The organism is Campylobacter sp. CNRCH_2016_3089 (genome assembly GCF_025772505.1).
Taxonomy (GTDB): domain Bacteria; phylum Campylobacterota; class Campylobacteria; order Campylobacterales; family Campylobacteraceae; genus Campylobacter_D; species Campylobacter_D lari_D.
In genome coordinates this window covers 1-17,983 of the sequence record NZ_JAKMSF010000004.1, presented here as the reverse complement: position 1 = coordinate 17,983, position 17,983 = coordinate 1, and the positions used below count along the sequence as shown (strand labels likewise).

Here is a 17,983-nt window from a genome sequence, read left to right as displayed (position 1 = left end):
AAAATATTTTTTATTGTATTATATAAATAATCAAAAAACTTATAAAAAGGTATATATGTTAATTTTTCCAAAAGATCTTGAAAAAATCAGTCAAAATGTTTTGAAAAATACTTTTTTTTCTTTATGTTGGTATCAAAAAGATTTTTCAAATGATAAAAATCAAGAAGTTGTATTTAAAGATTATGCTTTAGTATTTATTTTAAAAGGTTCTAAAAGTATTTATACTATGGATAATCAGTTTAATGTAAAAAAAGATGAGCTTGTGTTTTTTACAAAAAATTCTTTTTCCATTAGAGATTATTTAAATGATGAAAATATATATGAATCTATTATTTTGTGTTTTAAGGAAAGTATTTTAATAGAACTTATTTTTAAATATCAAGAATTAATTTGTAAATTAGATTCTCCAAAATATGCTAAAAGTTTATTTAGTTTAAAAACTAATCTGATAACTAAAGGTATTTTCGAGTCTTTCTTACCTTGTATAAATGAATTTAATGAGAAAAATGAATATCTGCTTAGATTAAAATTTGAAGAATTATTTTTGTCTTTATTATATAGTGAAGATAATGCAGAGTTTTTAGCTTTTTTAAAAGCCATTTTAAGTGGTTTTAAATTAGAGCTTTATAAGATGTTTGCATATTGTCAAAATGACTTTGAAAGTGTAGCTTCTATGGCCAAATTTAGTAAAATGGATATAGCAAGTTTTAGTCGTAATTTTAAACAAAGTTTTGGTATTACTCCTAAAGAATGGCTTGATAATAAGCGTTTTGAAAGAGCTAAATTTTTACTTGAATTTTCTACGAAAAATATCACTCAAATTTGTTATGAACTTGGATTTAATTCTCCTGCTTGGTTTATAGCAAGATATAAAAAAAGATATGGCATTACCCCAAAACAAGAACAAAAGTCAAAAAACTTATATTTTTTATCTTAAAAATGATAGATTTTATTTTGGTTTTTTATTAGAATTTGTTAATAAAATTTAAGAAAGGTAACAATTATGAAAAAAAGTATTTTAACTTTGGCCTTATTTGCATTTTGCAGCGCAAATGCTTTAGAGGTTCAAGAATTTAAAGGTTTTGCACATCCTGAAAGTGTATATGTAGATAAAAATGCAGTTTATATATCTAATGTAGGAAAAGAGCTAACTCCATTAAATAAAGACAATGATGGTTTTATTTCAAAATTAGATAAAGATGGAAAAATTTTGGAATTAGAATTTATAAAAGGTCTTAATGCTCCAAAAGGTATGTCTAAAATAGGTGATGTTTTATATGTGGTTGATATTGATATTTTATATGGCTTTGATATAAAAAATAAAAAAGAAATTTTCAAACTTCCTATAAAAAATGCGGTATTTTTAAATGATATTGCTGTGTTAAATAATGACACATTATTAGTTAGTGACACAGGTACAGGATACATCCACAAAGTATTTTTAAAGGATAAAAAATATGAAAACTTTATCCATTTAGATTCAAAATATGGTGGCCCAAATGGATTGTTAATAGATAAAAATACTTTATTTGTAGCAGGTTATGATCCAAGTGATAAAGCAGGTGGGAAAATCATTAGTATTGATTTAAATTCAAAGAAAATTCAAGAATTAAGCAAAAAAATAGAACAATTTGATGGCATTGTGTATGATAAAAATAAAAATCTTTTAGTGTCAAGTTGGGGTAAAAATCTTCAAGGATATATTTATACTCTAAAAGATAACAAAGAAATAAAACTTGATTTGGCTTCTATAAAAGGTCCTGCAGATATGTTTTTTGATGGTGAGTATTTATGGGTGCCAAAAATGGCAGAAAATGCTTTAATTAAAGTAAAAATATAAAAACTTTTAAGCCTTTGGGCTTAAAAGTCAAATAATTCCCCAAGCCAACTTTCTTTTTTCTTGTATTTATAGCCGTTATTATGATGGTAGTTTGCTTGTTGGTTATAATTTTGTTGTTGAGGTTGTTGTGTACTTTGAGAAGAATTTCTTTCTATGATTTTATCAAGCTCACCACGATCAAGCCAAACACCACGGCATTTTGGACAATAATCAATTTCAACTCCATTTCTTTCGCTCATCAATAAGTCAGTATTTACACAAGCTGGACAAGTCATTGTATTCCTTTTTTTGAAAATTTTTGAAAGTATATAAGTTTTAAGTAAATTAAGGGTTTAAATTCCAATCAATAAGACTTTTACCAAGTTTTGATAAAATTTCATTACTTTTTGAAAAATGCTTGCAACCTAAAAAAGCATTTCTTGCTAAAGGCGAAGGATGTGCTGCTTCTAGGATAAAGTGTTTTTGAGGGTTGATTAAATTTTTTTTATTTTTAGCATAATTTCCCCAAAGTAAAAATATCAATCCTTCTTTTTCATTGCTAAGTTTTGATATAACCGCATCGGTAAATTTTTGCCAACCAAAATGTGCATGTGAAGCAGGTTTATTTGCTTCTACACTTAAAATAGAATTTAAAAGTAAAATTCCTTGTTTAGCCCATTTACTTAAATCACCATGTTTTGCTATAGGGATGTTTAAATCATCTTGCAATTCTTTATAGATATTAAGTAAAGATGGGGGAATTTTAACACCCATTGGCACGCTAAAGCTCAAACCCATGGCTTGATGAGGGTTGTGGTAAGGATCTTGTCCTAAAAGTATGATTTTTAAATCTTGTAAAGGGGTTAGATTAAAAGCATTAAAGATTAAATTCGCGGGTGGATATATAGTTTTTCTTTCATTTAAAGCATTGATATAATGAGTTTTTATTTCTAAAAAATAAGGCTTTAAAAACTCTTCTTTTAAAAATTCCTTCCAAGCGTTATCTATTTTAATTTTTTCTAAGCAAATTTCCATTTTTATCCCTACCAAGAAAGTATAAATTCACTTCCTTTATCTTTTTTACTCAAAACTTTTATGTTGATATTGTTTTTATCGGCTATTTGTTTGACTAAATTTAAGCCTATGCCAAAACCACCTTGGTCTTGATTAAAGCGTTTGTAGCGTGTAAAAATTTGAGTAATTTCTTTAGCGCTCATACCTTGACCTTCATCTTTAATACTAAGTGTTTTTTCTTTTAAACAAATAAAGATTTTTTTATTAGTATTGGTGTATTTTATGGCATTGCTTAAAAGATTGTCAAGTAAAATTTGCATTTCTTCTTTATTTGCATAGAAATTTTGCTCTAAAAGCTCTTTTTCAATGATGAGATTTTTTTGAGAGATTAAAGTGTCAAAATATTCTAATCTTTGTTCTAAAAGCTCTTTTAAATTTATATCTTCTTTTGTATTTTCTTTTTGTAAGAAAAAATTTAAGGCTATGAGGTTTTGATAGATATGATTTAAATTTTTACTTGCTAGTTTGATATGATTTAGTTTTTTAGTGTTATTTGGATTTAAATTTGTATCATCAAATTTTTTAATACTAGCTAAAATCACGCTCAAAGGTGTGTTAATTTCATGCGTGGTATCTTTAATAAAATCATTGAGTGTTTTAAATTGTTCTTTGATATTTTTAAAAACAAGCAAGATGAGTATATAAGCAATTATAGCAAGTAGTAAAATACATATAAGTGTATAAAAAATAGTTTTTAATTTTAGTTTCCAAAGTTCATTAGCATAATCGTTAATATCTAAATTATTGTAGTTATCTTTGCGGTATTGTTCTTTTTTAAAGCCAAGATCTTCTGTTTCTATAATGATATGGATATTTTTATGTCTCAAAAAATGAGAATGGTGTTTTGGCTTTCTTAAATTACTCGTATCTATATAAGTATTAAGATTTCTAATCCTTGAAAAATCTATGAATAATCTTTTGTTTTCGTTGTAAATAAAGTTGTTTTCTTTAAGCTGTGTTAATATTTTTAAAGCATCAAAAGTTAAATTACTAAAAATGATTTGATTGTTTGCAACAATAGCAAATTGAGTATTTATTTTTTTAGAAATATAAGAAAAATCATCTTCGTTTAATAAATTTTTATCGTGTCTTGCTTCGATGATATTTTGTAAAATATAATTATAGTGAGTGTATGAGTGTGTGATTTGATTTAGTCGTATATAATTTGCTTCTTTTTGATAAAAAGTAATAAAAAAAATCGTTAAAAATACGCCACTTGTGATGATATAAAGGGCTAGGATTTTAAAAATGGTATTATTAAAGTTTTCACTTTTCATTTTCTAGCCTAATGGCATAGCCTATATTTCTTTGATTGATGATAAGGTCTTTACCAAGAATTTTTCTTAAATTTTTGATATACACCCTAAGGCTCATAATCACAGGCTCTTCATCTAAACTCCAAATTTCGTCAAAAATAGTTTCTATATTTACAAAATGAGGGCGTTTTTTTAAAAGTAAAGCTAGGAGTTCTTTTTCTTTATTAGTTAGGTTGATAATTTCTTCATTTTGATAAAGGGTTTTATTGATAGGATCAAAAGAAATATTTTTTGAAGAGCTAAGTAAGATTAAGTCTTCTTTTTGATGACTAAAATTTCTTTTAATGATATTTTTTACACGGATAATTAACTCATCAACATCAAAAGGCTTTTTAATATAATCATCACAACCTGATAAAAATCCTTGTTTTACATCATCAAGCATGGATAAAGAAGTTAAAAATATAGCAGGAGTGTTTTTAGCACTTTCTCTTAATTCCTTTAATACTTCAAAACCATTGCCTTTTGGAACTTTAACATCAAAAATCCAAAGATCAAAATTTTCTTCATAAGCTTTTTCTAGTGCCTCTTGTGCATCATATACACAAGAGACTTTAAAACCTTCATCGCTTAAGGCTTCATTGATGATTTCATTTAAGCTTAAATCATCTTCTAAGAGTAGAATTTTTGCTGCCATTTTATCTCATTGAGCAATTTCCATGATTTGCACCATGCCCTTGATGATTCATTTTATGGGTTTTGTGTTCATTTTTGTTATAATGATGTAAATTTAAATCTCGTATTTCTTTGCCACTCATTTCATCGGTTAGTTTTTGCATATCTTCTTGAACGATAGCCTTTCTTTGACTTCTTTCTTGAGGAGAAAGTTTAGAGATGTTTTCGCGTAAGTTACTTTTAAATTGTTGATGAAAAACTTTTGCGTCTTTGTATTTCATCTCATTCATTCTCTTTTTCATTTCTATAATTAAGTCAGCTTGATCTTGTGCTTTTACGCTTTTTGCAAGATTTAAAATTTCATCATTGCTTTTTTTGGAAAAATCAGCACTAAATGCTAAAGAGGCTGCTAAAGAACCCATAATAAATAAACCTATAATTTTTTTCATTTTTTCTCCTTTAAATTAATGATGAGAAATTATAAAAACCCAAGATAAAGCCAAAATAAAATTTATTGACAAACAAAAAGCACATTAGCTTTTAAGCTTTGCTTTTCATTTTTAATAACAGGAAGCACTACACTATCTGCACTAGCTGCTAAACTTGGAGAATTGTATTTGATATTACAACTATCAAAATGAACATTTTTTACTATGCAAGTTTTTGTTAAAGTTTTAGAATAATATTGAGCTTTTTCAAAAGCTTTTTTAAACGCAAGATCGTATAAATCTTCTTTGTTTGCTTCTAAGGTTGCTTCGTCAAATCCTGCTTGCAAGGCTTTAGTATTAAAAGAAATTAAAGTATTAGTATTGCTGATATTTTCTATATCCTTTATAAGATTTTCATAGTCTTTATTTTTATTTTGTGGGATTTGACAAGTGAAATTAGAATACAATCTATACCCATTAAGTGTTTTTACTCCTTGATAATAATTATAACTTGGCTCTAAAGTATAACTTCCACCTTTACAATAGTCTTCTTTGGCAATACGATCTGAAATTTCTTTGAAAGTTTTAGCAATATGATTTTTTTCATCACTAGAGATGATAGTTTTTTTACTAAGTTCTTCGCTCGCACTAAAATTTAAAACAGCATTAAAAACATTTGGCATGATTTCATTTGATACTTCTATATTTCTTGAAAATTCTACATTTTGTTTATTATGATTTTTTAAACCTAAAAATTCAGTATTAAAAACTACTCCTAGTACAAACAATACCAAACAAAGTAATCCTAATCCTAAACCTTTTAAAAAACTTTTCATTTTTACTCCTTTTTAAAAATATTTTTTTAATTTTAACATAAAGCTTTTAAGAATAGATTGTATAATTTTTAAAAACAAAGAAAGTTTTAATGCGAAAAATTCATGAAAGTATTTTAAAATGGTATAACGAGAATGGTAGAAAAAACCTTCCTTGGCGTATTTTGCATAAAGAATATAGAAAATATGGTAGCGAGGATGATTTAAAAAAGCTAAAAAATATTGATAATGCTTATGCTGTTTATATTAGCGAGATTATGTTACAACAAACTCAAGTAAAGAGTGTTTTGCAAAATTATTATTTTCAGTTTTTAGCTAAATTTCCTTCTTTAGAAGCGCTTTCTATGGCAAGTGAAGATGAGGTTTTAAAAGCTTGGCAAGGACTTGGGTATTATACTAGAGCTAGGAATATACATAAATGTGCAAAAATTTGTGTGCAAGAATTTAATGCAAAATTACCATTTGACATTAAAGAGCTTCAAAAACTTCCTGGTATTGGAGAATATACAGCTGGTGCTATAGCTTGTTTTGGTTTTTTACAAGCTAAAGCTTTTGTGGATGCAAATATTAAAAGAGTTTTGAGTAGATTTTATAGTTTGCAAAATCCAAACTCTAAACTTTTAATGCAAAAAGCAAAAGAGTTTTTAAACTATGATAATGCATTTGATCATAATCAAGCTTTGTTGGATATAGGGGCTTTGATTTGTTTACCTAAAAATGCAAAATGCAAGCTTTGCCCCATAGAGAGTTTTTGTAGTGGAAAAAATGAATATGAAAAATTTCATGTATCTAAAAAAACTCAATATGAAAATATTATTTTAAATATACTCATAGTGCAAAAAAATGAGCAGTTTTTGCTTATCAAAAGCAAAGAAAAGCTATATTTTAATATGTATAATTTTTTAGAATATAATAAAGAAAAAAATGCAAAATTCATAGGTGAATTTAAACACTCTTACACCAAATATAAAATTAATGCCAAGGTGTATTTTTTAAAAGATGATGATTTTGAAGATTTCAAGGCAAAAGCATTTTCTTATAAAGAATTAGAACATCTTGCACTTTCAAAACTTGCCTTAAAAGCGTTTGAGTTTTTTAAAAAGAGTGATTATGCATTTTGAGAAAATTTATATAGAATTAAGTGATATTTGTGGATTAAAATGTGATTTTTGTCCTAGCCAAAAAGCGCAAAGAAAACAAATGAGCCTTGAAAATTTTGAAAAAATTTGCAAAAGTGTGCATAGTCATGCCAAGCTTTTTACTTTTCATGTGCTTGGAGATCCTTTAAGGGTTTTAAATTTAAAAGAGTATCTAAAAATAGCTTTTAAATTTAATATGCAAATAGAACTTACTACAAGCGGGTTTTATTTTGATGATGAGAAAATAAAACTTGTTTTAGATTCTAAAAACATACGACAAATCAATATTTCTTTGGGTGCTTTTTTATCTCAAAGTAGAATGAGTTTAAAAGAATACTTTGAGCCTGTTTTAAAACTTATTTTTTTGCACTTGGAAAATAAAAACAATTCTTTTATCAATTTAAGACTTTGGAATTTAGATAAAAATTTCAACCCACCTTTAGAAAATGAGAAAATTTATGATTTTTTAGAGCAAAATTTTAAAGTAAAAATTCAAAAGCAAAAAGTTAAAAATCGCCTAGAAAGGCATGTTATATTACACCAAGCTAAGCTTTTTAAATGGCCTTCTTTGAAAGATGAGGTTATTAGGGAGAATGGGTGTTGTCATGCTTTAAATGGACAAATTGCTATTTTAAGCGATGGAACTTTAGTGCCTTGTTGTTTGGATACTAAAGGGGATATAAAACTTGGAAATTGTTTTGAAAAAGATTTTAGCGAGCTTTTAAATTCATCTTTATATATAGAATTAAAAGAAGGCTTTAAGCAAGGAATTTTAAAAGCTGATCTTTGCAAAAGATGTGAGTTTTTGCAATTTAAAAACTGATTTTCCTTGCTCGGACAATTATAATTTCAGGAAATTCTTCATCTAAAAAAGGTTCTTCAAAAAATCCATCTATAATAAAACCATTTTTAAAACAAGTGTTGAAAATTTCTTCCAAAGAACGGTGGTAGTAGTGATGTTTTACAGGTTGTTTTTCAAATGCATACCCAAGATAATTATGCGGACTAAGATATTTTTTAGTTAATGTTACAAAACAAGGATGTTGAGTAGCAAAAACAAAAATTCCATTTTCTTTTAGTAGAAAATAAAGACTTTTAAATAAGGGCTGGATATTTTCCATATCCATGATAGCCATATTTGAAACAGCTTTGCTAAAGGTGTGTTTTTTAGCTAAATTTTGCAAAGTTAATTCATCGCTAGCATCTATGGTTTGAAAATGAATTTTGTGTAAAAAATTTTTCCATCTTTGTTTTGCTAATTTTATCATTTGATCACTATAATCAAATGCATAAACATTTATATTATATTTTTTGCACATATAAGCGGAAAAATTTCCATTTCCACAAGCAATATCTAGAATATAATCATCATCTTGTATGTTTAGCAATTCTTCAACTTTAGGACGCACAACTTTTTTATGAAATTCATTAGAATCATCTCCCATTTGTACATCCCAAAATTTTGCATTAATATCCCATGCTTTTTGCATTTTAAAAACCTAAATTAACTCCACCTTCATTGTTGATTTGATAGTTTGCATCCAAACCATGTTCTATTTCTTCTTCTTTGTCATTGTCTTTAGAATGTTTAAAAATATCTTCGGTAATTTTTGTAGCTATACCTCTAAGGGCTTTTTGTTTGCTTGATTTGCTTGTAGAACTCATTTTAAATTCTAAGGTATTGGAAGCTTTGATTTGAGTTGTAGCAAATTCTATCAAACGATAATCAATGTTAATATTATAAGTTTGAGTGTTAATTTCATTTTGTGTTTGTGTTATTTTAGGGTTTAAAATAAGTAAAAAATCAGCCCCTAAAACATTATAAAGCTTAACAAGTTCATCATCGCTTGCATTTTTTATAAGTAAAGATTTTTCTTGATTATAAAGATCAAGATTTGCTCTATCTAAAATTCTAAATTTTTTACTTTGGAGCAAAACGCTTAAAAGCTCTTGTTCAAATTTAGCCGAAAGTTCATCTTTAACTTTATTGATGATAATTAGCGAACTTTTATCTTCAAGATTTTTTTCACTATAAAGTTTTTTGTAAATCACAACTTTTGCATGGAATTCATTTTGATTTGTTTGAGTTAAAGATTTAATATCATAGCTATTAAAAACTCCATTGCTAACTAAGTCTATTTCTTCATCATAACCTATATTGAAATTTCCATTAAAACTAAATTCGAATTTTTTAAGCTTAACTTGTTTTAAGCCCTCCATTTTCCCAAGAGCTTCATTGATGGCATTTTTTATTGCTTCACTTCTTGTATTTCCAAAACCCTCACCATAACTTTCTTTGTTTAAAGCGCTTTGTGCTTGACAAAAACAAACAAGAGCGAAAAAAAGAATTAGTAGTTTTTTTACCATGTTACACTCTTGCTTTTACCTGTTTTATCAATAGTTTTTTCATCTTCCCAAAAAGCTAAACCGCTAGTTAAATCTGTAAGAATTAAATGGAAAAAATATTCAGTTTGGATTTTGCCATTATAAAGTTTAACGGTATCTTGTCTGATTTTACCAGAAAGTGAGAAATTTGGGGCCAAAAGTGTGCCTTTTTTAGCTATGGAATTTTGATTAAATTCTTCATTGTCTCTTAAATCTCTTACATCATGAGATAAACTATCTTTTGCTCCACCTGCTGCTACAGCGGTTGTTAGTATAAATTTACCAGATTTTCTTAATGCTATGGTAATTTTCGAAGTGAGTTTATCTGTGTCTATTCTTTGCGGGGTGTCATTGATGATTTTTCCTATGGCAATAACTTTTCTATTAGAGCTATTTAAATTTGCAAAAGCAGGATCACTAAGCAAGCTTTGTATCATACCTTCAGCAGTTTTTTCAAAATCTTCTCTATCAAGTCCTAAAGTAAGTGCGTTTCCTTGAACTTTTTGCGAAGCTTTACCATCAGTATATTTTGGTTGTGAAGAACAAGCGCTGAAAATCAAAAGCGCAAAAACCATAAAAAATAAACTTTTTTTCATTTTATCTCCTTATTTTTCTTTAATTTTGTAAATAATATTTGAATTTGGCACAAAAGATCTTATAAGCACAATATAATTTTTATCTTTTTCCAGCTCATCTTCAAAGATTATTTTTTCTTTATCATTATAAATTTTAACTAAACCTTCATTTTTTAGCATTAAAATACTAGCACTTTTTGGTAAAGCTTGCCACATTCTAAGATCTGCTTTATTGATTAAAGCAGTGCTAACAGTGCTAATAAATGATAAAAAGCCACTAGAATCATTATTAGCTATGGCTAAATTAATTGAAGTTTTAAGAGCGCTTGAGGCTAGGGTTTTCATCACCATAGAGGGTAAAAGAGTTTTAAATTCACTTGCTATAATATCATCAAAATAAATTAGATTTTGTGTTTTTTCATCTTGACTTTGCAAGAATTTATAAGAAGCATTTCTTGATTTTAAATAAGCAAAAGCTACACTAATATTTGCAAGATTATCATTAAAAACAAATGGCAGGGTAAGATCAAATTCTTCTTTTGTAGCACTAAAACCATCTTCATAAATGATAAAAATATATTTTTGTTGAGGGAAGGATGTTTTTAAATGAGTGAATTTTTCAAATACTTGAAATTGTTTTTGAAGTTGTTTGTTTTTTACATCGCTTAATGCTACTTCTTTTAAAAGATCATAAGCTTTAATATAATCTTTATCAAAAAAGAAAAATAAAGCACTAAGATAACTAGCATAGATATTAGTATAATTTTTATTTGCGTTAAATGTGCTAAGAAGATTGTCATATTGTTTATAGATAGGGTTTAAATTTTGCTTAAAACTCGCATATGTTTTTTTATCTTTTTGAAGCTCTTTTTGGTATTCTTCTTGAGCTTTTTGTATATAATCATAAAAATATTCTTTCATTCTATCTTGTCTGTATAAAGCTCTATTAAACTCTACTCTTGCATTTTTAAAATCTCCCAAGCTCATATAATTTAAACCTTTGTAGGTATTTAGCATAATCCTTTCGTAAAAATAACCTTGATAATCATTGATGGTGTCATTAAGTAAAATTTCGCTAAAATTTCTTATGGCTTTCTGAAGCCCGTTTTGTAAATCTACATCATATTTGTAAGCCTCTTCTGCTTTATCAAAAAAAGCATTACTTTTTTCATAATCTTTACAAACTCTTGCTAAAGAGGCTAAATTTAACCCTGTGTATATAGTGTCTTTGTCTGCATTTTTTAAAGTTAAAGTATTTTCATCACATTGTTTGTTTATAAAGGCTTTTTCATAAGATAAATTAACATTAGCATGATTTGAACAAGCACTTAAAAAAAGTAAAATAAAAAGATAAAAACAAGAGTAATAAAGCTTCATAATATCCCTTTTTTAGTATAAATTTAAAAAAATAAGTTATAATTTTCATTTTTAGAGAGGTGTCCGAGTGGTCGAAGGAGCACGCCTGGAACGCGTGTGTGGGGCAACTCACCGAGGGTTCGAATCCCTTCCTCTCTGCCACTATGCACTTTTGTTATACTGACTTCCTATGTAATCTTGTGATGAATTTTGTGTGTATGATTTTATGGCTTTAGAATTTGGATTTGCTTTTTTATCGTCTTCGTCTTTATTTTTATCATTTTGAGCTTTTGATTCTTCTGCTTTTATTTTAGCTTGTTCGGTGCGTGCATCATTTTGCATTTGCATAGCATTAGCTGCTACTTTATAATCTTGGGGGCTAGGATCAGCTGGTGCCATAGCTGCAGCAATTACTTGCATAGCATTGGCTATAGTTTCTTCAGGAGTATTGCCTTTTTGCATTCTTATAGGCACTTCTCCTTCAACTGCATACATTTTATTATCAGGACCTCTTGTATAGCCAAAACTTGCAGCTCCTGCTAAGGCTCCACCTGCTGCTTGGTGGGCTGCTTCATGAGCCCTTACTTCTCTGTCGATTTTTTCAAGCTCTCGTACCTGTTTTACTTCTTCACTACTTAAGTCTTTACCATTAACTTTTTGAGTTTTTTCATCTTTTTCTTGATCGTTTTTATTTTCTTTTGTTTGCTGTGGGTTTTCTTTTTCAGAGATATTTTCTTTTGTTTGTTCTTTGTCTTTGTTTTGATAAGGATTTTGCGTATAAAAGGCACCGCCATAACTTGAGCTAATTTGCATTAAAATCCTTTTTAAATATAATTTCATATTTTTAGCACAAAAAAGTTAAAAAATATATAAAATTTATAAAATAAGTATTTTATAAAATGTTAAGCAAAATAAAGTATAATTTTAACTTCTTTTTATGTCAGGGTAGCTCAGCTGGCTAGAGCGCTGGTCTCATAAGCCGGAGGTCGGGAGTTCAAGTCTCCCCCTTGACACCACTTAAAATATCTCTTTAATGTTATATTTATTTTTTATATTTTGTAAATTAGCTTTCAAGAATGCTTATAAGTATAGTTTTTTGATTATATTTAATTTATTTTAATGTCCTTATTTTACAAGGACATTAAAAATTTAGTGACCTAGAATATGGATCGGGTCTGTGTAGCCGTGCGTTAGAATTTCTTTTCTAGATTTATCATATTGATAGTGCAAAGTAAAAGTAGCATTTAAAATCTTCAATAATCATATTGATTAAGTTCTTCTTGAGTGCCAAGTAGCATTAATATATCGTTTAAATAAGCGGTATTTTCTAGATTTGGCATAATGCTCCAAGTATCATGTTGTTTGTGTGCAATGACTTTTAAATTTTGTCCAATGGATTGCAAAGTTTTCCCCGCTAAATTCTCATCGATTAAAAGTTTTGCTACCTTTATGGTGTTGGCTGAAAGATCTATGATTTCAAAATTTGGATTAGTGATAAGAATTTTAGCCAAACGCTTTGCAGATTCTTTTTCAGGATAGATGACTTTATTAACTCCAAGTTTTGAAAGAATTTGTCCATGTGTAGAAGAATTTGCTTTAGCTATGATATTTTTTACCCCTATTTCTTTTAAGGCCATGAAGGTAAGTATGCTTGATTCTAGATTTTCACCTATACTAAGTATGACAACATCAGCATTTGAATAGCCCGCTTCTTTCAAAGCTATGGTGTGAGTAGAATCTAAGATATAAGCAAAATCTGCATGATCTTGCAACTCTTTAACAGCTTCTTCATCAATATCTGAAACAATAACTCTTTTGCCTTGGTCAATAAGTTCTTTTGCTAAAACAGAGCCAAATCTTCCAAGTCCTATAATACCATAAGTTTCTTTTTTCATAGTATGATTTTTCCTTTTGGATAATTTAAATATTTTTCTTTTTCTTTAAAAAATATACTAAATAAAAACGCAAGCACGCCCACTCTACCGCTAAGCATTAGTAAAATAACAATAAGTTTGCTTTCGGAGCTAAAAAGCGCACTAAGTGATAAGGTCCCACCATCGCCAACTGAAACACCTACTGTGGCAAATGCTGAACTTGTTTCAAAAAGCAAAGGTAAAAAACTTTTATCATCTTCAATCAAAGATAAAAGTAACACGCAGGTAATAATATAAACAATTGAACTTACTGCTATAATGAAAGCTTTATTAATAGTTTCGCTTGGAATTTCAAAGTTAAAAATTCTTGTATTACTATCTTTGATACTCCAATATGCATAAATTAATAGTACCGCAATAGTAGTTACTTTAATGCCCCCTGCAGTTCCACCTGGTGCACCACCTACAATCATAAACAAAGATCCAAAAAATAAGCTTGCATCCTTAAAGGTGCTAAGATCAAGAGTATTAAATCCTGCAGTTCGGTAATTTACCGCTGTAAAATATGCACTCATAATTTTATCAAAAAGAGAAAATTCTCCTATGCTTTTTGGGTTATGATATTCAAATAAAAACACAATCAAACTTGCAAAAATGATTAGTATAATAGTGGAGATTAAAACAAGCTTTGTATGCAGACTTAGACTAGCAAAGCGTTTTTTTGAAAAAAAGTATAATTCTAGTAATACAAAATAGCCCAAACCGCCAATAATAATCAAAGAGGTAATGATAAAGTTAATCCAAAAATCATCCCTATAAGGCATTAAACCACTTTCAAATATGCTAAAACCTGCATTATTAAAAGCAGAAATGGAGTGAAAAATACTAGCCCATAGAGCATCAGTTAAATTCATATCTAATTTAAATCTTAAAAATAATAAAACAGCACCAACAATTTCAATAGCAAATACAAAAAATAAAACCTTTTTCAAAAATCCTACAAGCCCATCAGCACCAGGATAAATTAAGGATTCTCTTAAAAGATTTTTTTCTCCAAAACTCATCTTTTTCCGTACTAAAATATATAAAGCCATGGCTATACTCATATAACCTAAACCACCTATTTGGATAAGTAGTAAAATAACAAGCTGTCCATAAAAACTAAAATCTAATGAAGTATTTAGCACAATGAGTCCTGTCATACTTACAGCTGAAGCACTGGTAAAAAATGCATCTAAAAAAGATATTGGTTTAGTGTGCATAATGGGTAGCATAAGGATGAAAGTGCCAAAAAGAGCTATAAGTATATAACCTATAAATAAGATTCTTATATTATTTCTATCTAAAGATAATTTTGCCATTTTATTTCTTTAAAAATTAAAAAAATATTCTACTTAAAATTAGTTAATAAGTAAAAGAAGAAAACTTTCCGCTAAAAGCGGAAAGTAAGAGCATTAAAGCATTCCTACTGCTAAAAATCCTAATGAAACAGCAATAGCAATAGCTAATACACCCGGAATAAAGAATGCGTGATTAAATATGAATTTTCCAATTCTTGTTGTACCTGTATCATCCATTTGAACTGCACCTAATAAAGTAGGATAGGTTGGAAGTACAAAAAGTGCTGAAACAGCAGCAAAACAAGCAACTAGCATATAAGAATCTGCAGGATTTGTAGCTGAAATTCCTAATGCAGCAACGATAACTGGAACAATAGCTTTTGCAGTAGCTGCTTGAGAGTATAAAAGCATACTAGCAAAGAAGAAAGCAACTGCAAGCATAGCAGGAGTTTGTTTAACCCATTCACCCGCTACTTCTTTAATACCTGCTTCATGGCCTGCAACGAAAGTATTTCCAAGCCAAGCAACACCAAATACACATACACAAGCCGTCATACCTGATTTAAATACACTTGTATCTAAAATTTTTGCAGGTTCAACTTTACATAAGAATGTAATTAAAGTTGCAGCAGTTAATAAAAAGCTCATAATTGCAGCATCTCTTGGGATAACTACAGGATCAATCCATTTAATATTATTAGAAATTGCAGTAGCATAAAGAACAACTGCTAATACCGTAAATAAAAATATAGCAACTGAAAGTTTTGCACCCGGTTTATCTTCACTATGTAAAACATCTGAAGCACTTTTTACAAGACCAGCTTTTAAGCGTTCTTGATATACAGGGTCTTTGCTAAGATCCATTGGAGTAATTAAACTTACAATAAAAGCTGTAATCATACAAGCAGCAAAAGTAGTTACAATCCAAATTCCAATTAATGCAGGATAGTTCCAACCAAGTGGCTCTAATACACCAGTCATATAAACAACAGCAGCACTAACTGGAGAAGCTGTAATACCAATTTGTGAAGCAACAACCATTAATGAAAGTGGAGCTGATGGCTTAATATTTTGAGATTTTGCAACATCAATAACAACAGGCATTAATGAAAATACTGCATTACCAGTACCTGCTAAAATAGTAAGTAACCAACCGCAAGCTGGTGCAAGATAATTAATGAATTTTGGGTGTTTACGCAAAATTCTTTCAGTAACTTTTACCATGTAGTCTAAGCCACCTGCTTGTTGCATTGCAGAAATCGCAGCAATAGCAGCAGCGATGATTAAAATAACATCCCAAGGAATATTACCTGGCTTCATGCCTAAAACAAGACCTAAAATAACAACACCCAAACCTCCAGCATAGCCTATTGCTATGCCTCCAAGGCGGATACCTATGAATATTGCCCCAAGGAAGACAACAAGTTGTAAAATAATCATAATATCCATGATTAAACTCCTAAGTTATTAAGCTTTTCTTTTTTCTGTCATATGAGGATTTAACATATTTTCTGGTGTTAAAATCTCATCAATTTTTTCTTTTGGTAAATAGCCTCTTTCAAGGCAAATATCACCTACTGCTTTTCCAGTTTCTAGAGCTTCTTTTGCAATACTTGCAGATTTTTCATAACCTAAAACAGGATTAAATGCAGTCACGATTCCGATTGAATTTAATACAAGTTTTTTGCAGTTTTCAGGATTTGCTTTTAATCCTTTAATAGCTTTTTCAGCTAAAGTTTTCATTGCATTTTCAAGCAATACGATCGAGTTAAATAACCCATAAGCAATGCCTGGCTCAAAAGCATTAAGTTCAAATTCACCTCTTTCAGAGCAAAGCATAATAGTAACATCATTACCTATAACTTCATAGCAAGCTTCGCCAACTGCTTCACAAATTACAGGGTTTACTTTACCTGGCATAATAGAACTACCCGGTTGCATAGCAGGCAAACTAATTTCAGCTAGACCGCATCTTGGACCTGAATTCATCAACCTTAAATCATTTGCGATTTTAGATAATCTTACAGCTGCAGTTTTTAATGCGCCACTTACATGTACAAAATCAGCTGTATCTTGAGTAGCTGCAATGAAATCTTCAGCAGGTTTAAAATCAACACCAGTGATTTCTTTTAATTTTTTTTCAACCACAAATTTATAATCAGGGTGGCAGTTAATTCCTGTTCCAATAGCTGTAGCACCTAAATTTAAATAGCTCATTGACTCACGAGCTGCTGTGATCTTTTCAATATCACTTTTAATATAGCTAGCAAAAGCATTGAAAGTGTTTCCTAAGGTTGTAGGAACCGCATCTTCAAGTTCTGTTCTACCCATTTTGATGATATCTTTGTATTCTTTAGCTTTAGCTTCTAATTCAGCTTTTAAACCTTCCATAGCTTTTAAAAGATCACTAAGTTTTGCATAGGTTGCTACTTTGATTGAGCTTGGATAGGTATCGTTTGTAGATTGACCTAAATTTGTATGATCATTTGGGTGAAGGTATTGATATTCTCCTTTTTTATGACCCATACTTTCAAGAGCAATATTTGTGATAACTTCGTTAGTGTTCATATTTGTGCTAGTACCAGCACCACCTTGGATCATATCCACAACAAATTGATCTAAAAATTCACCAGCAATCAATCTATCGCAAGCTTTAGCAATAGCATCAGCTTTATCTGCATCAAGAACTCCAACTTCTTTGTTAGCTAGAGCAGCTGCTTTTTTAACTTGAGCAAAAGCTTTTACAAAATAAGGATAATCTTGTAGTCTTCTACCACTCATATTGAAGTTTTCTAGTGCTCTAAAAGTTTGCACTCCATAATAAACTTCATCAGAAATTTCTAACTCACCAATAAAGTCGTGTTCTTTTCTTGTTCCCATGATGTACTCCTTGTGGGTTTTATTTAAGTTTCGTTTATGAACTTAATAGGTATTATATAACAATTTTTTATAAAAGTTTCATAAAATTTTCCAATTTTTTCTAATTTTAATAAAAATATATAAAATAATATAAAGTATTGATATTCATTTTCTAAATAGTGGATATTTTATGAATAATTTTATTTATAATGATATTAATTATATTTATTTTTTGTATATTTTTTTGAAGTATTTGTTGAAGTTATGATTGTAATGGGTATCATTTTTTAGATAATTTGATTATAAGCTATCATCTTAACACTTAAAATCTTATATCACTCAAACTAAACCCATTAAGGGTTTAGTTTAA

19 protein-coding genes and 2 tRNA genes are annotated in these 17,983 nt (G+C 28.8%); 6 read left to right on the top strand and 15 right to left on the bottom strand.

The features are described from left to right. The first annotated feature begins 55 nt into the window (after positions 1-55). The gene (locus tag L8W69_RS03345; protein ID WP_133319170.1) at positions 56-937 is read left to right on the top strand and encodes a helix-turn-helix domain-containing protein; all 882 of its coding nucleotides are present in this window, start codon (positions 56-58) and stop codon (positions 935-937) included. A gap of 66 nt (positions 938-1,003) precedes the next feature. Further along, positions 1,004-1,840 carry an ATP-binding protein gene (locus L8W69_RS03340; RefSeq protein ID WP_263666438.1) on the top strand — a complete coding sequence of 279 codons (837 nt, stop codon included), beginning with the start codon at positions 1,004-1,006 and terminating at the stop codon, positions 1,838-1,840. 20 nt (positions 1,841-1,860) lie between these two features. On the opposite strand, the gene L8W69_RS03335 is transcribed toward L8W69_RS03340, so the two are convergent. From L8W69_RS03335 to L8W69_RS03310, 6 genes are all read right to left on the bottom strand, one after another. Continuing rightward, a complete protein-coding gene (locus tag L8W69_RS03335; RefSeq protein WP_263661452.1) occupies positions 1,861-2,115 on the bottom strand; it encodes a zf-TFIIB domain-containing protein in 255 nt (84 codons plus the stop codon). Between the two features lie 49 nt (positions 2,116-2,164). Further along, a complete protein-coding gene (ung, locus tag L8W69_RS03330) occupies positions 2,165-2,854 on the bottom strand; it encodes a uracil-DNA glycosylase (RefSeq protein WP_220567033.1) in 690 nt (229 codons plus the stop codon). An 8-nt stretch (positions 2,855-2,862) separates the two neighbouring features. Next, entirely contained in the window at positions 2,863-4,170 is a 1,308-nt protein-coding gene (locus L8W69_RS03325) for a sensor histidine kinase (protein WP_263665365.1), read from the bottom strand. Then, the gene (locus L8W69_RS03320) at positions 4,160-4,846 is read right to left on the bottom strand and encodes a response regulator transcription factor (protein WP_263661454.1); all 687 of its coding nucleotides are present in this window, start codon (positions 4,844-4,846) and stop codon (positions 4,160-4,162) included. The genes L8W69_RS03325 and L8W69_RS03320 overlap by 11 nt, the downstream gene beginning before the upstream one ends. A 1-nt stretch (position 4,847) precedes the next feature. Further along, the gene (locus L8W69_RS03315; RefSeq protein ID WP_133319176.1) at positions 4,848-5,273 is read right to left on the bottom strand and encodes a DUF1104 domain-containing protein; all 426 of its coding nucleotides are present in this window, start codon (positions 5,271-5,273) and stop codon (positions 4,848-4,850) included. 62 nt (positions 5,274-5,335) lie between these two features. Next, on the bottom strand, positions 5,336-6,088 hold the full coding sequence (locus L8W69_RS03310; RefSeq protein WP_133319177.1) for an SIMPL domain-containing protein: 753 nt from the start codon (positions 6,086-6,088) through the stop codon (positions 5,336-5,338). An 89-nt stretch (positions 6,089-6,177) separates the two neighbouring features. Here L8W69_RS03310 and mutY point away from each other — a divergent pair, with 89 nt between their 5' ends. Together mutY and L8W69_RS03300 are read left to right on the top strand one after the other, a co-directional pair. Further along, complete coding sequence (mutY, locus tag L8W69_RS03305) at positions 6,178-7,206, top strand: A/G-specific adenine glycosylase (protein ID WP_263666437.1); 1,029 nt, start codon at positions 6,178-6,180, stop codon at positions 7,204-7,206. Beyond that, entirely contained in the window at positions 7,196-8,047 is an 852-nt protein-coding gene (locus L8W69_RS03300; protein ID WP_263666436.1) for a radical SAM/SPASM domain-containing protein, read from the top strand. The genes mutY and L8W69_RS03300 overlap by 11 nt, the downstream gene beginning before the upstream one ends. On the opposite strand, the gene L8W69_RS03295 is transcribed toward L8W69_RS03300, so the two are convergent. From L8W69_RS03295 to L8W69_RS03280, 4 genes are read right to left on the bottom strand one after another with little or no spacing between them, the layout of a single operon-like run. Then, the gene (locus L8W69_RS03295) at positions 8,037-8,714 is read right to left on the bottom strand and encodes a class I SAM-dependent methyltransferase (RefSeq protein WP_259443360.1); all 678 of its coding nucleotides are present in this window, start codon (positions 8,712-8,714) and stop codon (positions 8,037-8,039) included. The two genes, L8W69_RS03300 and L8W69_RS03295, sit on opposite strands and share 11 nt — an antisense overlap. A 1-nt stretch (position 8,715) precedes the next feature. Further along, complete coding sequence (locus tag L8W69_RS03290) at positions 8,716-9,591, bottom strand: CsgG/HfaB family protein (RefSeq protein ID WP_259443361.1); 876 nt, start codon at positions 9,589-9,591, stop codon at positions 8,716-8,718. Then, positions 9,585-10,205, bottom strand: a complete 621-nt coding sequence (gene lpoB / locus L8W69_RS03285) for a penicillin-binding protein activator LpoB (protein ID WP_263661460.1) — start codon at positions 10,203-10,205, stop codon at positions 9,585-9,587. Before lpoB ends, L8W69_RS03290 begins: the two co-directional genes overlap by 7 nt. A 9-nt stretch (positions 10,206-10,214) precedes the next feature. Continuing rightward, a complete protein-coding gene (locus tag L8W69_RS03280; protein ID WP_263666435.1) occupies positions 10,215-11,561 on the bottom strand; it encodes a hypothetical protein in 1,347 nt (448 codons plus the stop codon). A 53-nt stretch (positions 11,562-11,614) separates the two neighbouring features. On the opposite strand from L8W69_RS03280, the gene L8W69_RS03275 reads away from it, so the two are divergent. Continuing rightward, positions 11,615-11,702 (top strand) — tRNA-Ser (locus L8W69_RS03275). Here the strand turns inward: L8W69_RS03275 and L8W69_RS03270 are convergent. Then, positions 11,703-12,353, bottom strand: a complete 651-nt coding sequence (locus tag L8W69_RS03270; protein WP_220567041.1) for a putative metalloprotease CJM1_0395 family protein — start codon at positions 12,351-12,353, stop codon at positions 11,703-11,705. It abuts the tRNA gene before it with no gap. A gap of 126 nt (positions 12,354-12,479) precedes the next feature. Here L8W69_RS03270 and L8W69_RS03265 point away from each other — a divergent pair. After that, a tRNA-Met gene (locus tag L8W69_RS03265) sits at positions 12,480-12,556 on the top strand. A gap of 237 nt (positions 12,557-12,793) precedes the next feature. Here the strand turns inward: L8W69_RS03265 and L8W69_RS03260 are convergent. From L8W69_RS03260 to L8W69_RS03245, 4 genes are all read right to left on the bottom strand, one after another. Next, positions 12,794-13,435 (bottom strand): potassium channel family protein, encoded by a 642-nt coding sequence (locus L8W69_RS03260; protein ID WP_133319183.1) that lies wholly within the window; start codon positions 13,433-13,435, stop codon positions 12,794-12,796. Further along, positions 13,432-14,775: a TrkH family potassium uptake protein gene (locus L8W69_RS03255; RefSeq protein ID WP_263660354.1), complete on the bottom strand. Its 1,344-nt coding sequence runs from the start codon at positions 14,773-14,775 to the stop codon at positions 13,432-13,434. The genes L8W69_RS03260 and L8W69_RS03255 overlap by 4 nt, the downstream gene beginning before the upstream one ends. A gap of 93 nt (positions 14,776-14,868) precedes the next feature. Then, positions 14,869-16,203 carry an anaerobic C4-dicarboxylate transporter gene (locus L8W69_RS03250; RefSeq protein WP_133319185.1) on the bottom strand — a complete coding sequence of 445 codons (1,335 nt, stop codon included), beginning with the start codon at positions 16,201-16,203 and terminating at the stop codon, positions 14,869-14,871. 18 nt (positions 16,204-16,221) lie between these two features. Beyond that, positions 16,222-17,634, bottom strand: a complete 1,413-nt coding sequence (locus L8W69_RS03245) for an aspartate ammonia-lyase (protein ID WP_263661463.1) — start codon at positions 17,632-17,634, stop codon at positions 16,222-16,224. Positions 17,635-17,983 lie beyond the last annotated feature (349 nt).

Coding starts and splice junctions, on each gene's coding strand:
- L8W69_RS03340 (WP_263666438.1), top strand. CDS start 1,004: ATGAAAAAAAGTATTTTAACTTTGGCCTTATTTGCATTTTGCAGCGCA.
- L8W69_RS03335 (WP_263661452.1), bottom strand. CDS start 2,115: ATGACTTGTCCAGCTTGTGTAAATACTGACTTATTGATGAGCGAAAGA.
- L8W69_RS03300 (WP_263666436.1), top strand. CDS start 7,196: ATGCATTTTGAGAAAATTTATATAGAATTAAGTGATATTTGTGGATTA.
- L8W69_RS03260 (WP_133319183.1), bottom strand. CDS start 13,435: ATGAAAAAAGAAACTTATGGTATTATAGGACTTGGAAGATTTGGCTCT.
- L8W69_RS03250 (WP_133319185.1), bottom strand. CDS start 16,203: ATGGATATTATGATTATTTTACAACTTGTTGTCTTCCTTGGGGCAATA.
- lpoB (WP_263661460.1), bottom strand. CDS start 10,205: ATGAAAAAAAGTTTATTTTTTATGGTTTTTGCGCTTTTGATTTTCAGC.
- L8W69_RS03345 (WP_133319170.1), top strand. CDS start 56: ATGTTAATTTTTCCAAAAGATCTTGAAAAAATCAGTCAAAATGTTTTG.
- L8W69_RS03290 (WP_259443361.1), bottom strand. CDS start 9,591: ATGGTAAAAAAACTACTAATTCTTTTTTTCGCTCTTGTTTGTTTTTGT.
- L8W69_RS03325 (WP_263665365.1), bottom strand. CDS start 4,170: ATGAAAAGTGAAAACTTTAATAATACCATTTTTAAAATCCTAGCCCTT.
- L8W69_RS03310 (WP_133319177.1), bottom strand. CDS start 6,088: ATGAAAAGTTTTTTAAAAGGTTTAGGATTAGGATTACTTTGTTTGGTA.
- L8W69_RS03315 (WP_133319176.1), bottom strand. CDS start 5,273: ATGAAAAAAATTATAGGTTTATTTATTATGGGTTCTTTAGCAGCCTCT.
- L8W69_RS03270 (WP_220567041.1), bottom strand. CDS start 12,353: ATGCAAATTAGCTCAAGTTATGGCGGTGCCTTTTATACGCAAAATCCT.
- L8W69_RS03245 (WP_263661463.1), bottom strand. CDS start 17,634: ATGGGAACAAGAAAAGAACACGACTTTATTGGTGAGTTAGAAATTTCT.
- mutY (WP_263666437.1), top strand. CDS start 6,178: ATGCGAAAAATTCATGAAAGTATTTTAAAATGGTATAACGAGAATGGT.
- L8W69_RS03295 (WP_259443360.1), bottom strand. CDS start 8,714: ATGCAAAAAGCATGGGATATTAATGCAAAATTTTGGGATGTACAAATG.
- ung (WP_220567033.1), bottom strand. CDS start 2,854: ATGGAAATTTGCTTAGAAAAAATTAAAATAGATAACGCTTGGAAGGAA.
- L8W69_RS03255 (WP_263660354.1), bottom strand. CDS start 14,775: ATGGCAAAATTATCTTTAGATAGAAATAATATAAGAATCTTATTTATA.
- L8W69_RS03320 (WP_263661454.1), bottom strand. CDS start 4,846: ATGGCAGCAAAAATTCTACTCTTAGAAGATGATTTAAGCTTAAATGAA.
- L8W69_RS03280 (WP_263666435.1), bottom strand. CDS start 11,561: ATGAAGCTTTATTACTCTTGTTTTTATCTTTTTATTTTACTTTTTTTA.